The following is a 15,477-nucleotide window of genomic DNA, read 5'->3' on the forward strand; positions in this document are numbered from 1 at the left end:
ACGACCACTCGCACGCCCACCGACGAAAGGGAATCCGACATGACCGGACCGACCGACGGAAACGGCGCCACTCCCCGGCTGCCCGACCGCGAGGACGCGATGAGGCTCGTCACGACCGTCCTCGCGGAACGCCCCCACCTCCCCGACCGGCTCGACGAGAGCGCCACCCTGGACGAGATCGGGATGGACTCCCTCGATCTGATCGTGGTGTTCTCCCGCTTCGAGGACGCGTGGGGCGTGCCCTACAGCGAGGAGGAGACCGACTGGACGGTCTTCGACAACCTCGGTCACCTGGCCGACACCCTGGTCGCCCGCGCCCGGGCCGCCGTGCGGGAGCCGCGGTGACGGGGACGGCCGCCGTCCCGCGGTTCGACCCCGGCGCGGCGCTGGGCTGGGGGGACCGCGCGCTGGACGGGCTCAACTGCGTGCTCCGCTGCGTCGAGGCGGTGCTGCGGTTCCGGGGCCTTCCTCCGCCGGCGGTCGCGCGGGCGCTCAACGGCCCGCTGGACCCGGTGGGCCGGGACCTCGCCCGGGACTTCGACGGCTGCCGGGTGACGTACCGGACGGCGTTCGACGACGGCGCCCGCAACGTGCCGTTCGTGCTGGAGCGGCTGGCCGCCGGGGAGCCGGTGATGGTGCTGCCGGACCGGTACCACCTGCCCGGCGACGTGTACGAGGGCCGCTTCCACTTCCACGACCACGCCGTGCTGGCGGTCGGCTGGTCCCCGGCCGACGGCGTCGTCACCGTGCTGGACACCGATGCCGACCCGGCCGACGGCTTCCGGCGGCGGTGGACGCTGACGCCCGCGCTGCGGGCGCTGTTCACCTGGGTGGGCACGGTGGCGGCGACCGGCCCGCCGGACGAGCGGGACCCGGCGGAGTACCTGGCCGGGCGGCTGGACCGGGACACCGCGCTGCTGTCCGCCGGCGCGCGGGCGCTGCGCGGCCTCTTCGACGAGCTCGACGGGCTCGCCGCGCGCGGCCTGGGCCCGGTGCCGGCCCGGGCGCTGCACGTGCTCGTCCTGGGCGACCTCCAGCCCCAGCTGTTCCTCTACGCGCACGCGCTGGGCCCGCCGGACGGCCTCTCCCCCGCCGTGGCCGCGGTGCGGACCGCCGCGCTGGACGCCCGGCTGCGGGCGAAGCGGCTCGGCACCGCCCTGATCGCGGCGCACGAGCAGCCGGACCCGCCCGCGGTGTACCCGCGCGTGCTGGCGCTGGGCCGTCCGCTGCTGGCCGCGCTGGACCGGCTGCGGGAGGCGATGGTCGCGGCGGGCGGCCGGGAGGGTCCCCGGGATCCGGGTGCGGCGGACCGGCTGCGGGCCCGGTTCGCGCGCATCGAGGAGACGTGCTTCCCCGTCGGGGAGGCGCGGTGAGCGGCCGGGCCGCGCTGGTGACCGGCGGTTCCGGGCCGCTGGGCCGGGCCGTCGCGCACGCGCTGGCCGCCGCCGGGCACGCGGTCGCCGTGCACGCGCACCGCAACGCGGGCGCGGCGGCGGACGTGGCCCACGCGCTGCGTGCGGCGGGCGCGGCGGCCGTGGCGGTGACGGCCGACCTGTCCCGGCCGGACGGCGGGAGGCGGGCGGTCGACGCGACCGTGGCGGAGTTCGGCCGGCTGGACGCGCTCGTCGTCAACTCCGGGGTCCACCGGGACCGGCTGCTGCTCGACGTGCCGGACGAGGAGTGGGAGGAGCAGGTGGCGGTCAACCTGGGCGGCGCGTTCCGCTGTCTGCGGGCCGGGGTGCGGGCCATGCTCCGGCGGCCCGGCGGGCGGGTGGTGCTGGTGTCGTCGGTGGCAGGGCTGCGCGGGCGGCCGGGCCAGGCGGCGTACGCGGCGGGCAAGTCGGGGCTGCACGGGCTGGCGTGGACGGTCGCCCGGGAGTACGGGCGGTACGGCCTGACCTGCAACTGCGTGGCCCCCGGCCTGGTCGCCGGGACGCCCGCGCACGACGGCCTGCCGGAGCGGGCGCGCGAGGACGTCGTCCGCCGTACCCCGCTCGGCCGGCCGGCCCGGCCCGAGGAGGTCGCCGCGGTCGTGGCCTTCCTGTGCTCCCCCGCCGCGTCGTACGTGACCGGGCAGGTGATCGCGGTGGACGGCGGACTGACGGTCTGAGGTCATGTCAGATATGGGGCGAGCAAGGCGAGATGGAGGAAGTGTGACCGAACGGGTGCTGTTCTTCCCCTGGGCCTGGGGCGGCGGCGCGGCCTACACCGGCCGCTGCCTGGTGCTGGCGGCGGAACTGGCCGCGGCGGGCGCCGAGGTGGCGTTCGCGGACTGCGGTGTGACGGCGATGGTGCGGGAGGCCGGGTTCCCGGTGCTGGACTCCGGGCCCGACGCGCCCCGGCCGCCGGCCCGGCACCCGACGCCGCCGTACCTGCCGTTCGCCGATGTGGAGCGGGTGTTCGCGGTCGCGGCGACGTTCCACCGGATCGAGCGCGTCCGGCGGCGGCTGGCCGCGGACGCCCGGCTGATCGAGGAGTTCCGGCCGACGGCGGTCGTCATCGACATGTACCCCACCGCGGCGCTCGCCGCCCGCGCGGCCGGCGTGCCGGTGGTCTCGCTCGCCGACGCCGACTTCGTCACCCCGCGCGCGAACGGCTGGATGCCGTGGTCGACCGTCGCGCCGCGCGACCTGCTGCCGCACCCCTCCAGCCTGCCGGTCTGGGACGAGGTGTCGCGCGGACTCGGGCTGGGCCCGGTGGCGCGGGCGGAGCACCTGCTGTGGGGGGACGTCACCCTGGTGTCGAGCGACCCCGGCCTCGAACCCCTGGACGGGCCGCCGCACCGGGGCACGCCGCACTACGTCGGCCCGATGTACTGGAACCCGCCGGCCGCCGCCCCGGAGCCGCCGCGCACGGACCGGCCGCGGGTGTACGTCACCATCGGCAGCGGCGGCAACGTGGCCCGGCGGGCGCTCCAGAACGTCCTGGACGCCTGCGCGGAGCGGCCCTGGACCGTGTACGTGTCGAGCGGCTTCGCCTTCGAGGGCGGTCTGGTGGTGCCCGACAACGCGGTGGTGGCGGGCTTCACCGGCCTGGACGCGCCGCTGGCCTGGGCGGACGTGGTGGTGAGCCACGGCGGTTCGGCGACGGTGCTGGCCGCGCTGCTGCACGGGAAACCGTCGGTCGTCATGCCGTTCATGTCCGAACAGGAGCTGAACGGACGGCAGTTGGCGGAAGCGACCGGCGCGGGGGTGCTGCTGCGGACCAGTGCGACGACCCCGCGCGGGCGGCTCGCCTTCACCGACCGCACCTCCGGCCCGGCCGACGGCCCCTACGTGCCGACCGAGGATATCCGGCGGGGCGTCGAGGACGTCCTGGCCGATCCGCGGTACACCGAACGGGCGGCCGAGTGGGGCGCCCGGCTGCGGGCCCGCCGGGAGGCTGCGGACCTCGTCGGCCTGGTCCGGTCCGCCGTCGCGCCGACCGCGGGGGTACGGCGATGAGCGGGGGTACGGCGAGGGGCGAGGGTCCGGTCGTCGGTCTGCTGGGCTGCGGGCGGATCGGCGCGCTGTACGCCGCACACCTGGCCGCGCTGGGCCCGCACCGGCTGGTGTGCGTGGACGTCGTCCCGGAACGCGCCGAGGCGCTGGCCCGGAAGGCGCCCCGCGGGTCCGTCGCGGACTCGGTCGAGGTCCTGGTTTCCCGGGGCTGCGACGCGGCGCTGGTGACGGCGGCCACCACCAGCCACCCGGAACTGGTCGCGGAGCTGGTCGGGGCGGGGGTGCCGACGCTGTGCGAGAAGCCGCTGGCCGTCGATCCGGCGACGACCGAGGCGCTCGGCCGGGCGGCCGAACGGCGGGGTGTGCCGCTGTGGGTGGGGTTCCAGCGCCGCTTCGACCCCGGCTTCGCCGGCCTGCGGGCCCGCGCCGCCGCCGGCGACCTGGGGCGGGCGCACGTCCTCCGGCTGGTCTCGCACGACATGGCCCCTCCCCCGCTCGCCCGGCTCCGGGAGAGCGGTTCGGTCTTCACCGACCTGATGCTGCACGACTTCGACCTGGTCCGGTGGCTCACCGGCCGGACGATCGTCCGGGTGACCGCCGACGGCGCGGCCTTGGCCTGCCCCGAACTGGCGGACCTCGGCGACTTCGACACGGTCACCGCCATGCTGCGGCTCGACGACGGCACCCTCGCGGTCCTCACCGCCGGCCGCCGGCAGCCCCTGGGCTACGACGTACGGGCCGAACTGCTGGGCGAACAAGGCAACTTGGAGGCGACCCCCACGGGCGCGGCCGAGCCCGGCGCGGGCGGTGCGCCGGCCCCTCGCCACCAGGGCTACTGGGACCGCTTCGCCACCGCCTACCGCACCCAGTTGCGCGCCTTCCTCACCACCGCCGCCGGCGGCCCGCCCGCCCCGGCCGCGGCCGGCTGGCGCGACTCCCACGCGGCCCTGCGCTGCGCGCTGGCCGCGGAGCGGTCGGTGGCGGGGGGATCGGTTCCGGTGGCGTTGTGAAGGGGTGCGGGGGCACAGAGGGCACAGAGGGAGCAGAGGCAGCGGCGGGCGCGTGGGGCGGCCGAGGCGCCCGGATCGCCGCGACGACCGGGGCCGGAGGAGCCGCCGGAGCCGCCGGAGCCGCCGGAGCCCGCGGGGTTCACCGGGCCGCCCCGGTCGGCGGAGCGGACGAGGCTGCCGCCCAGACCACTGCGGCCGGCACCCCGGCAGCCGCGGGGGTCACCGGAGTCTCCCGAGCCACCGAGGTATCCGGAGACGCCGAGCGCGGCACGCCCGCCGTCCGGGACGCGCCGAGCGGGCCGGGGGCCGTGGCGGAAGCCGTGCGCGTCGCCAGGATAGGGGCCGTCCGGGGAAGCGGCGGCCCGGTGCCGGTCCTCTCACGGGGGCCGTGCTCGTATCCGCCGTGGCGGCTCCCGCGGAGCCTGCCACCGGGCCCGTCGCCGGACCCGCCGTCGGCCTGGCTCCGAGGCGGACGGCCCCCGCCCGGACGGTGCCGTGGGCCGGGCGCCGCCGGGGCGTCCGCCGCCACGGCGTTCGCGGACTTTGCACGTCCGCGCCCCCCGGGCAAACCCCGCCCGGGGAAAGCGCGGCGCACCGAACAGAAAGAGAGCACCCGTCATGTCCGATCTCGCCACGCTCCCGACCGCCCCCGCCCGCGCCCTGGAGCGGGACTTCCGCCTGCTCTGGATCGGCAGCGGCATCAGCCAGCTCTGCGGGATGGCGACGGTCGTCGCCTTCCCGCTGCTCGCCGCCCGGACGCTGGGGGCGACGGTCGGTGAGGTCGGGCTGATCACGGCGGCGGGCTATCTGCCGTGGCTGGTGCTGACGCTGCCCGCCGGTGTGTACGGCGCGCGGCTGCGCCCGCGGACGCTGCTGCTCCTCGCCGACCTCGGCCGCGCGGTGATCGTCACCATGGTGCCGGTCCTGGCGGCGACGGGGCACCTGGCGCTGTGGCACCTCTACCTGTCGAACGTGCTGGTCAGTTGCGCGACGGTGTTCTACGAGATCGTGTACCTGTCCATGCCGCCGCGGATGCTGCCCAAGGACCGGCTCGTGCACGGGAACGTCCGGCTGCAGATGGCGCGCGCGGTGTCGCTGGCCTTCGGTCCGGCGGTGGCCGGGTTCACGGTGCAGGTGCTGGGGCCCGAGCGGGCCCCGCTGCTCAACGTGGGCGGTTTCGCGGCCTCCGCGGCGTGCAATCTGCTGATGAGGGCGCAGATCGAGGCCCCCGGCGCGGCGCCGGGCACGGCGGGCCGCGCGACGGGCCTGTGGGCGGAACTCGCCGAGGCGTTCCGCTTCGTGGCGCGACGACCGGTCATCCTGGCGTCGATCGCGGGTTCCGCCCTGGGGAACTGCTGCTTCGCCGCGTACGAGGCGCTCGTCGTCCTCTTCCTGGCCGACGACGTCGGGGTGGCCCCCGGCACTCTGGGCCTGCTGATCGGCTCGGTGGGCATCGGCGGGCTGGTCGGGGCGTTCGGCGCGGGCCGTGTCGCGCGGCGGCTGGGCACGGCCCGCGCGGTCTGGACCCCCGCGGCGGTGTGCGCCCCCGCGGGACTGCTGCTGCCGCTGACCCGGCCGGGCACCGGGCTGTTCCTGTTCCTGTCCGGGGCGCTGCTGTTCCACGCGGGGTACGCCGTGTTCACGGTCGGCCAGGCCACGCTCGTCCAACTCCTCACCCCGGCCGACCTGTTGCAGCGGACGGTGGCCTGCGTCCGGTTCGTCAGCCGCGGCATGCTCTTCGTCGGCGGCCTGGTCGGCGGCGCGCTCGGCAGCCTGTTCGGCCCGCGGCTCGGGCTGGCCGTCGTCATGCTCCTCTGGATCGGCGCGCCCCTCGTCACCGCCTCTTCCCGACTGCGGTTCTGGCGGGACATTCCCCCTACGGAGTGACCACACTGCGGAGTGACCACATGTCCGAAACGATCGACATCGTCATCACGACCATCGGCTCCGGGGAGTTCCTGGAGCACTACGCCGACACCCTGGCGGAGGGCGGTGCCCGGCTCGTCGTCATCCCCGACCGCCGGACACCCGCCGCCTTCCACGCGGCCTGCGACCGGGCCCGCGCCCGCGGCGCCGCGATCCTCTCGCCGGACGTGGCGGAGCAGGACCGGCTGCTGGCGAAGCTGGGCGTGCCGGAGCTCGTGCCGTACGACTCGGACAACCGGCGCAACATCGGCTATCTGCTGTCGTACCTGAACGGCAGCGCGTGCGCCGTGTCCATGGACGACGACAACCTGCCCGCCGTGAGCCCGTTCCTGGACGAGCACCGGGTGGTGCTGGAGGGACCGGCGCGGCACCGTACGGTGTCGTCGCCGTCCGGCTGGTTCAACTGCTGCGACCTGCTGGACGTGACGCCCTGCCGGGTCCACCCCCGGGGCTTCCCGTACGGGCCGCGCACGGACCCGGCCGCGCCGACGTGGACGGAGGAGACGGCCGACGTCCGGGTCAACGCCGGGCTGTGGCTGGGCGATCCCGACGTGGACGCGGTGACCAGGCTCGCCGTCCGCCCCACGGTGACCGCCTACCGGGGGCCGGCCGCCGTCCTGGCGCGGGACACCTGGTGCCCCGTCAACTCCCAGAACACGGCGGTGCACCGGGACGCGCTGCCCGCCTACTACTTCCTCCGCATGGGGCAGCCCGTCGGCGGCGCTCCCCTGGAGCGCTTCGGGGACATCTTCAGCGGGTACTTCCTGGCGGCGTGCACCAAGCACCTGGGCCACTCCGTCCGCTTCGGCGGGCCCCTGGTCCACCACGAGCGCAACGCGCACGACCTCTTCGCCGATCTCACCGCCGAGCTGCCCGCGATCCGCTTCATGGACGAACTGCTGGACTGGCTGCGGGAGTTCCGCCCGGATGGGAGTGACTACCGGGAGGCGTACGCCTCGCTGGCGCACGGCCTGCGGGAGTTCGCCGAGCAGGCGCGGGGCCCGGCCTGGACGCAGGACGCGCGGGCGTTCCTGCACCGGAGCGCCCACCTGATGCTCACCTGGCTGTCCGCCGTCCGCCGGATCGACGGCGGATGAGGGCGCCGGGCTCCACCGGGAGCACCGGCGCCGGGCGGTGGGGCGGGGGCTCAGCCCTTGGCGAGGATCGCGTCGACGGTCTCGCCGAGGGTCATCTCGGAGCTGTCGAACCACGTTCCCCGACCGTCGAGTTCGGTGCGCATCGCCTCGTCGAGGAACGACCAGTCGTCGGCGAGCACCTTGTCCCGTTCGGCGACGCGCCGGGCGACGACGTCCGCCGTGGGCGCGAGGACGATGAGGTGCAGCGGCAGGCCCTCCAACTGCTCCAGGTAGTAGTCGAGGTGCGCGCGCCGGACGACCACGTCGTCGATGACGGGGACGACGCCGGCGGCGTGGAAACTGCGGGCGAGCACCGAGGCGTTGCGGGCGCGCAGCAGCAGCTGGCGGTCGGCCTCCAGGTCCTCCTCCGGGGAGGGCAGGTGCCCGCCGGAGACGATGAGTTCCTGGATGTGGTCGCCCTCGATGTGCGCGCCGAGGGGAAAGCGGCGGGCGAGGGCGGCGGACACCGAGCTTTTTCCGGATCCGGGAATGCCGATGACGAGATAGGCGTCGGACGCGGGTTCGGTATCGACGACCAGACCCTGGAAGGAGTTCTCCGGCATTCTTCCTCTACTCCTTTGTCGAAGGTGTCGCTTTCCGCATCGAAAGCGTCGAGCAGTGGTGCGCGCGGCGGCGCCGACCGGCCGGTGCGGCGATCGTAGCAAGCACCGGCGTGCCACCCGATCCGATGCACCGGAACACGAGGGGCTTATGACATTCGACAGTGTGCTGCCGCCTCCACCACCGTGGCTGCTGGTGTTTTCCGCCGCCACGCGTGCGGAGTTGACGGAAGAGGCGAAAAGGGCGGCGGAATTGTTGGCCAACGGTTCTCGGCCCGATGAAGTGTCACCCATTCCCGCGTGCCCCGGCCCCGAACGCCTGGCGGTGGCCGCGGCGGACGTGCCGGGGCTCGTCGAGGGCCTGAGGTGTTTCGCCGACGGCCTGCCGAGCCCGCGCTGGACGGCGGGCCGGGCCGACGGCGCGGCCGGCCGGACCGCCTGGTGCTTCGGCGGACACGGCGGCCAGTGGACGGGCATGGGCCGCGCCCTGCCGGGCTGGTCGCCCGTGGCGGCCGAGGTGCTGGCCGAACTCGACGGGCTGCTGCCCGGCGGCGTCACCGGCCCGCTCGCGAGCCCGCCCGGCGCGGGGGCCGACGGGCCCGGCACGGCCCAGCCGCTCATCTTCGCGCTGCAGGTGGCGACCGCCCGCTGGCTGCTGTCCCTGGGGCTGCGGCCGGACGCCGTGGTGGGGCACAGCCTCGGCGAGGTCGCCGCCGCCCATGTCGCGGGCGTCCTCACGCTCCCCGAGGCGGCGCGGGTCGTCGCCACCCGCTCCCGGCTGCTCGCCCGGGTGTCGGGCGGCGGGGCGATGGCCACGATCGGCCTGGACCGGCACACCGTCGAGCGGCGCTGCGCCGGGACGCCGGGGACGGTGGTCGTCGCCGCGCACAGCGCGCCCCGGGAGACGGTGGTCACCGGGGCGTCCGACGCGGTGGGCGCCCTGGTCGGCGCCCTGGAGACGGAGGGCGTGCGGTGCAGGACGATCCGGATCGACGCGGCGTCGCACAGCCCGTACGTCGACGGGGTCCTGCCCGAACTCCGCGCCGAACTGGCCGAACTGTCCCCGGCGGCGCCACGCGTGCCCTGGGTGTCGACCGTCGACGCGCCCCGGGCCCCGACGACCGACGCGGGACCGGGTCCGGGTCCGGGCACCGACTCCGGACCGGGACCGGGACCGGGCACCGACTCCGGGCTCGATCCGAACTCCGGCGCCACACCCGTGCCGGCCGCCGACACCGGACCGAAGTCGGCCGTCGGCACCGGACCCGACCCGACCACCAGCGCAGCACCGGAGTCGGACGCCGGCACCCCAGGCCCGTCCGCCCCCGGCTCCGCGGACTACTGGGCGCGCAACCTCCGTCGGCCCGTGCGGTTCACCGAGGCGGTGTCCGCGCTGGCGGACCGAGGCTTCCGGGCGTTCGTGGAGATCGGCCCGCACCCCGTGCTGGCCCGGCCGATCCGGGACACGCTGCGGGCCGAGGGGGTCGCGGCCCCGCTCGTCGCGGCCTCGGGGCACCGCGGGACCCCCGAACCGGTTTCCCTGCTGCGCCTGCTGGGCGCCCTGTACTGCCGCGGCCTGGACCTCCCCGGACTCCCCCGCCTTCCCGGTCGACCCGACCGCCCCGATCGACTCGATCAACCCGACCGCCCCGGCCATCCCGGCCGCCCCCGCCTCCCCCGCCGCCCTCACCACCCCACGCCCCACCCGCCCGTCCCCCCGCAGGAGAGGCAACCGTGAACCCGCCCCGCCCCCTCCTCCCCCTCCTCCCCCCGTCCGCGACGGTGCTGGTGGCCGGTTCCACCGGCCTTGTGGGTTCGGCTCTGCTCCGCCGGCTGGCGGCCGAGGGGTTCACGTCGGTCGTCGGCGTCGCCTCCGCCGACGTCGACCTCACCGACGCCCGCGCCGCGTCCGCCCTCCTCGCCGCGCTCCGCCCGGACGTGGTGATCGACGCCGCCGCCCGGGTCGGCGGCATCGCCGCCAACGACGCCGAACCGGTCCAATTCCTCACCGACAACCTCAGGATCCAGACCAATCTGTTCACCGCCGCGCACGCCGCCGGCGTCGACAGGCTGCTGTTCCTCGGCTCCTCCTGTATCTACCCGAAGCACAGCCCGCAGCCCATCCCCGAGTCCGCCCTGCTGACCGGGCCGCTGGAGGAAACCAACGACGCCTACGCCATCGCCAAGATCGCCGGGGTGGTCGCGGTGCGCTCGTACCGCAGGCAGTACGGCCGGCGCTGGATCTCCTTGATGCCGACGAACCTCTACGGCCCCGGGGACAACTTCCACCCCACCCGCTCCCATGTCCTCCCCGCGCTCATCCGGCGCTTCCACGAGGCGGCGCGGACCGGTGCCGAGGAGGTCACCGTCTGGGGCACGGGCGCACCGCGCCGGGAGTTCCTGCACGTCGACGACCTCGCCGCGGCCTGTCTGCATCTGCTGCGGCACTACGACGGCCCGTCGCCGGTCAACGTCGGCACCGGCCGGGACGTGACCATCGCGGAACTGGCCCGGATGGTGGTCGAGGCGGTCGGCTACACCGGGCGGATCCGCTGGGACCCGAGCCGCCCGGACGGGACGCCGCGCAAACTCCTCGACGTCTCCCGGCTGTTCGCCACCGGGTGGCGGCCGGCGATCGGGCTGCCGGACGGGCTGCGGAGCACGGTCCGCTGGTACGCCGAGCGGTACGCCGCCGGCCCGGACACCGCGCGGCGCCCGGCCGCTACCTGACGTCCCCGCCGGGGCGCGGGACGAACCGGCCGCGGCCCAGCACCACCCGCCCGTGCGAGCGGACCTCGAACAGGGCCGCGCCGGCCGCCGCCCAGATCCGTACGGTGAGGTCCCGGCCGGGCAGCACGGGCGCGGTGAACGCCGCGGACATGGTTCCGAAGCGGGCCGGTTCGCCCCCGCACAGCGCGTGCAGCAGCGCCCGCCCGGCGAACCCGAAGGTGCACAGCCCGTGCAGCGGCGGCCCGGCCAGGCCGAGCCGTCCGGCGAGGGCCGGGTCGGAGTGCAGCGGATTCCGGTCACCGCAGAGCCGGTAGAGCAGCGCCTGGTGGAGGGCGGTGCGGTAGCGGGTGGTGTGGTCCGGCTCGCGCGCCGGGCGCTCCCACGGCGCCTCCTGCGCCGGCGGTCCGCCGAAGCCGCCCGCGTGCCGGATGGTCAGCCCGGTGCGCAGGTCGGCGAGCGGCCGGCCGGTGTCCGCGTCCGCGCACCGGGAGTCGATCACGGCGAGCGCGGCGCGTCCCCGGTCGTGCAGCGCGGTGAGCCGGGACGTCGTGACCGCCGTTCCCTCGACGGGCAGCGGGCCGTGGAGCGTCACGGACTGGTGGCTGTGCAGGAGCCGCGTCACGTCGAAGTCGCCGAGGGCGGGGTGCTCTCCGGGCGGGACGAGGGTGGTGGCGAAGGTGGGCAGCACCGACGGGGTGACGCCCGTGGAGTTCTCCGTCGTGAACTCCCGTTCCGTGGACGGATCGTCGGCCCCGGCCCCGACGCCGAGCGCGTAGAGGGCGGTGTCGGCGAACGTCCACCGCAGCGGCCCGAGGGCCCAGGTGTGTCCGACGAGGTGGTGGTGGAGGGGCATGGCGGAACCGGCCCGTCTGTGCTGGCGGCGGGTGGCGCGGGGGGGGCGGCGAACTCAGAACTCGCTGACGCCCGCGTCCACGGCGAGGGCGTGCGCGGTCACGTGCCGGGACGCGTCCGACACCAGGAACAGCACGGCCTCGGCCACGTCCTCCGCCGAGATCCCGGGCACCGGCTGCATGTTGACCAGCATCCCGCGCAGCCGCGGGTCGGCCATGCTGGCCTCGGCGACGCGGGCGAGCATGGCCCGGCCGCCCATGGCAGTGTCGACGCCCGTCGGGTGCACGCTGTTGACCCGGACGCCGAACCGGGCCAGCTCGGCGGCGAACGCCTTCGCCATCCCGCGCACGGCGAACTTGCTGGTGGTGTAAGGGATCATGAACGGCTGGACCTTGAGCCCCGCCGACGAGCTCATCAGCACGATGGACCCGCCGCCCGCCGCCACCAGGTGCGGCGCGGTCGCCATCACCGTGTTCCAGGTGCCGCGGACGTTGACGTCCATGGTGTCCCGGAAGTTCTCCTCGGTGACCCGGTCCCAGGCGCAGGGGATGCAGATGCCCGCGTTGGCCACCACGGCGTCCAGCCGGCCCAGGGTCTCCACGGCTCCGTCCACGGCCTTCCGGAGCCCGGCGAGGTCCCGGACGTCGGCCACCAGCGGGATGATCCGCCGGCCGTGCGCCGCGCCGAGGGCGACGGTCTCGTCGAGGTCCTCCGGCACCGGGGAGGCGTAGGCGACGCCGGGCAGCCGGCCGCACAGGTCGACGGCGATCACGTCGGCGCCCTCGCCGGCCAGCCGCACGACGTGCGCGCGGCCCTGGCCGCGGGCCGCGCCGGTCACGAGGACGGCCTTGCCCCGCATGGATCCGTTCACCGTTTCGTGTCCTCTCCCGGCATGTCCCGGACCTGTCGCCGGCGCGCCGGACGGGCTCGCGGGCCTCCTTGGACGGCGCCCGGAGCGAAGGCAATGGTGTGGAGGTGTCCCGGAAGGGCGAAGTGGCCGCCATGCGGGCCTTGTAGCGGTTCGCCCCCTCCACGGTAGCGAAGCGGCCCGCGGTGTTCACCCGGTTCCGCCGACCTCGGTCCGGTTCTCCGGCTCCCCGCGGCCGTCGGCCGCCGGTTCGTGAACTCCCTTCCGCGGCACCGAGGTTCCTGCGAACATAAGGGGAGGGAGAAGAACCGGAGCACCATCCGAACGTCCGGCCGAGCGCCCGCCCTGATGTGCGGAAACGGGCCGGGCGGCGGCCGTCTGTGCCATGCTCGGGGCGTGACGAGCGAGTCTGTCCAGGACGAGAAGTCCGGCGTCGAACCCGACGTCGTCGCACTGGCGAAGGTGGTGGCCAAGCTCCGGGCGGAGAACGAGCGGCTGGAGCACCTGGCGTCCACGACGGCGGTGCTGGAACGCGCGAAGGGTGTGCTGATGGCACGCTCCGAGTGCTCCGCGACGGCGGCCTACGAGCAGCTGACGCGGCGCGCCCGCACCGCCGGCCGGACGTTGATAGAGGAGTGCTGGATCGTCCTGGGCGAGATGCCGCGGGGCGGCGCCGTCCCCGCCGCCCGGAAGCCCTCCGAACCGCACGGACCCCGTGAGCCGGACGGGCGGGAGGAGGGCGGCTCGGTGTTCGATCCCGCGCACTACACCCGGCACGCCCCGCCGCGCGCCGCCGGGCACCGGACGCACGCGGAGGTCCTGGGCGCCGTCGGCGAGGCCCTGGCCCAGGTCTCGGGGGTGCGGGAGCTCGCCGGGACGCTGCTCGACCACCTGGCCGGGCCGCCGGTGGGCGCCGACGCCGTCATGATCTTCCTCAACACCCCGGACGGCGTGCTGGAGCTCGGCGGCCACGCCGGCACCGGGGCCGCCGTCGCCGCCCAGTGGCGGTCCGTACCGCCCGTCAGCGGCATCGCCGCCCAGGACGTCGTCCACCGGGGCGAGGCCGTCTGGCTGGAGGACCCCGAGCGGGACGCGCTGCGCTACCACCTGATCGGCGAGCCGGCCCACCGGTGGCCGACGCGGGCCTGGCTCCCCGTGGTCACCGGTGGCAGCGTCACCGCGGCCCTGGGCATCCTGCGCACCGTCGACGCCCCCTTCGACCCCGCCCTGCGGGAGCTGCTGTGGGCGGTCGCCCGGCTCTGCGCGGGGAGCCTGCGCATGTGCGACGCACCGGCCGGCCGGGCCGGCCCGTCCCGCACCGAAACCGTCCAGGCGATCTTCGACGCGCTCATGGGACCGGCGGCCCTGCTCACGCCCCTGCGGTCGGCGACCGGCGAAATCGAGGACTTCCGGATCGACGCCGCCGCGCCGCAGTCCGCCGACGTCGCCGGGCGGCGCGGGCGCCAGCTCGTCGGCCTGCGCGTCCTGGAGTGCTACCCCACCATGGCCGGATCCTCCGCCTGGCACGGCTACCTCCACACGCTGGAGACCGGGCAGCCGTACCAGAGCGAGCCGTTCGCCTACGAGGAGGTCGTCGCGGGCGTCCGCCGGCAGTCCGTCTACTCGCTGCGGGTGGCGCGCCTGGGCGGCTCCCTCGTCGTCTGCTGGACCGGCCACGACACCGAGACCCGGCAGCGCGAGCTGCTCGCCGACCTCCAGCGGCTGGGCAACCTCGGCTGGACGGACTGGAACCTGGCCACCGACGACGTCACCTGGTCGCCGCAGGTCTACGAGATCCTGGACCGCGACCGCTCGCTGGGGCCGATGCGCCTCGACGAACTGCCGCGCCACCTGCTGCCCGAGGACCTGCCCGACTTCGCCCGGGCCGTCCAGGCCCTGCTGGCCGACGGCACACCCATGGACCACCTGGTCCGGTTCGCCAGCGCCTCCGGCGTCAAGCACCTGCGGGTCGTCGCCGAGACCGTGCCGGACGCCGACGGCACACCCGTCGAGATGCACGGCGTCATCATGGACCTCACCGCCCGGCGGCGCGCCGAACTGGCCCTGCTGGAGTCCCAGCAGGCGGTGCTCGCCCAGCGCAACGTGCTGCAGACGGAACGCCTGGTGGCGGCGCGGCTCCAGCACGCGCTGCTGCCGCTGCCCACCCAGTCGCTGAACCTCGCGGACCTCCGCGTCGACGTCGTCTACCTGCCGTCGCACGACGACCTGAGCGTGGGCGGCGACTGGTACAGCGCCGTGGAGATGCCCGACGGCTGCGTCCTGTTCGCCGTCGGGGACGTCGCCGGGCACGGTATCGACGCGGTGGCCACCATGGCGCAACTGCGCTTCACCGCCAAGGGGATGGTGTTCACCGGCTCCTCGCTGACCGGCGCCCTGCACCGGCTCAACACCCTGCTGCTGCACACCCCGGACGGGCACGCCACGGCCACCATGGTCCTCGGCCGCTACGACCCCACCGAGCGCTGCCTGACCTGGGCCCAGGCCGGCCACCCGCCGCCCCTGCTCATGCGGCAGGGCAAGGCGGAGTACCTGACCCCGCCCGAGGGCGTGCTCCTCGGCGCGACCCTGCGGCCCTCCTACGGCGAGGCCACCTGCCGGATCGAGCCCGGCGACCATCTGCTGATGTACACCGACGGGCTGATCGAGCGCCCGGGCGAGCACCTCGACGCCGGCCTGGACCGACTCACCGAGGCCGTACGGAGCGTGTCGCCGCGCGGCGGCAATGGCTCCCTCGACGCGCTGCTCGCCCGGCTGCTCCCCGACGAGCAGCGCGACGACGTGTGCCTGCTGTCCGTTCACCTGCCTCCGGAGCCCGCGCCTCGGGAGGAGCGGGCGTAATCCGGGGGCTTCACCGGGCCCCTCCCGCCCGTCAGGCGCCCGCCGGGCCGCGTGTGCCGCCCACCGGGCCGCCCATCCCGTCCGCTTGAACACGGC

General features: G+C 75.6%; 13 protein-coding genes. 10 read left to right on the top strand and 3 right to left on the bottom strand.

What is annotated here, in order from left to right; all coding sequences use genetic code 11:
- Positions 1-39: 39 nt before the first annotated feature.
- From J7W19_RS02390 to J7W19_RS02420, 7 genes are all read left to right on the top strand, one after another.
- Complete coding sequence (locus J7W19_RS02390) at positions 40-345, top strand: acyl carrier protein (protein ID WP_004951017.1); 306 nt, start codon at positions 40-42, stop codon at positions 343-345.
- On the top strand, positions 342-1,373 hold the full coding sequence (locus tag J7W19_RS02395) for a BtrH N-terminal domain-containing protein (RefSeq protein ID WP_004951019.1): 1,032 nt from the start codon (positions 342-344) through the stop codon (positions 1,371-1,373). The genes J7W19_RS02390 and J7W19_RS02395 overlap by 4 nt, the downstream gene beginning before the upstream one ends.
- Positions 1,370-2,110: a 3-oxoacyl-ACP reductase FabG gene (fabG, locus tag J7W19_RS02400; RefSeq protein WP_004951020.1), complete on the top strand. Its 741-nt coding sequence runs from the start codon at positions 1,370-1,372 to the stop codon at positions 2,108-2,110. The genes J7W19_RS02395 and fabG overlap by 4 nt, the downstream gene beginning before the upstream one ends.
- A 43-nt stretch (positions 2,111-2,153) precedes the next feature.
- Complete coding sequence (locus J7W19_RS02405) at positions 2,154-3,443, top strand: glycosyltransferase (RefSeq protein WP_004951022.1); 1,290 nt, start codon at positions 2,154-2,156, stop codon at positions 3,441-3,443.
- Positions 3,440-4,450, top strand: coding sequence for a Gfo/Idh/MocA family protein (locus J7W19_RS02410; protein WP_004951024.1), 1,011 nt, complete (start codon positions 3,440-3,442; stop codon positions 4,448-4,450). Before J7W19_RS02405 ends, J7W19_RS02410 begins: the two co-directional genes overlap by 4 nt.
- A 618-nt stretch (positions 4,451-5,068) precedes the next feature.
- On the top strand, positions 5,069-6,337 hold the full coding sequence (locus J7W19_RS02415) for an MFS transporter (RefSeq protein WP_004951026.1): 1,269 nt from the start codon (positions 5,069-5,071) through the stop codon (positions 6,335-6,337).
- A 20-nt stretch (positions 6,338-6,357) separates the two neighbouring features.
- The gene (locus J7W19_RS02420) at positions 6,358-7,473 is read left to right on the top strand and encodes a hypothetical protein (RefSeq protein WP_004951028.1); all 1,116 of its coding nucleotides are present in this window, start codon (positions 6,358-6,360) and stop codon (positions 7,471-7,473) included.
- A 50-nt stretch (positions 7,474-7,523) separates the two neighbouring features.
- On the opposite strand, the gene J7W19_RS02425 is transcribed toward J7W19_RS02420, so the two are convergent.
- On the bottom strand, positions 7,524-8,075 hold the full coding sequence (locus J7W19_RS02425; protein ID WP_004951029.1) for an AAA family ATPase: 552 nt from the start codon (positions 8,073-8,075) through the stop codon (positions 7,524-7,526).
- Between the two features lie 280 nt (positions 8,076-8,355).
- Between J7W19_RS02425 and J7W19_RS02430 the strand changes: the two genes are divergently transcribed.
- A complete protein-coding gene (locus J7W19_RS02430; RefSeq protein ID WP_210455253.1) occupies positions 8,356-9,810 on the top strand; it encodes an acyltransferase domain-containing protein in 1,455 nt (484 codons plus the stop codon).
- Entirely contained in the window at positions 9,807-10,802 is a 996-nt protein-coding gene (locus J7W19_RS02435; protein ID WP_004951548.1) for a GDP-L-fucose synthase family protein, read from the top strand. Before J7W19_RS02430 ends, J7W19_RS02435 begins: the two co-directional genes overlap by 4 nt.
- Here J7W19_RS02435 and J7W19_RS02440 read toward each other — a convergent pair.
- Positions 10,795-11,655 (bottom strand): MaoC/PaaZ C-terminal domain-containing protein, encoded by an 861-nt coding sequence (locus J7W19_RS02440; RefSeq protein WP_004951545.1) that lies wholly within the window; start codon positions 11,653-11,655, stop codon positions 10,795-10,797. The two genes, J7W19_RS02435 and J7W19_RS02440, sit on opposite strands and share 8 nt — an antisense overlap.
- Positions 11,656-11,709: 54 nt before the next feature.
- Complete coding sequence (locus J7W19_RS02445) at positions 11,710-12,525, bottom strand: mycofactocin-coupled SDR family oxidoreductase (protein ID WP_004951541.1); 816 nt, start codon at positions 12,523-12,525, stop codon at positions 11,710-11,712.
- A gap of 393 nt (positions 12,526-12,918) precedes the next feature.
- On the opposite strand from J7W19_RS02445, the gene J7W19_RS02450 reads away from it, so the two are divergent.
- A complete protein-coding gene (locus J7W19_RS02450) occupies positions 12,919-15,381 on the top strand; it encodes a SpoIIE family protein phosphatase (protein WP_004951539.1) in 2,463 nt (820 codons plus the stop codon).
- Positions 15,382-15,477 lie beyond the last annotated feature (96 nt).

Source organism: Streptomyces mobaraensis NBRC 13819 = DSM 40847 (assembly GCF_017916255.1).
GTDB classification, from domain to species: Bacteria; Actinomycetota; Actinomycetes; order Streptomycetales; family Streptomycetaceae; genus Streptomyces; species Streptomyces mobaraensis.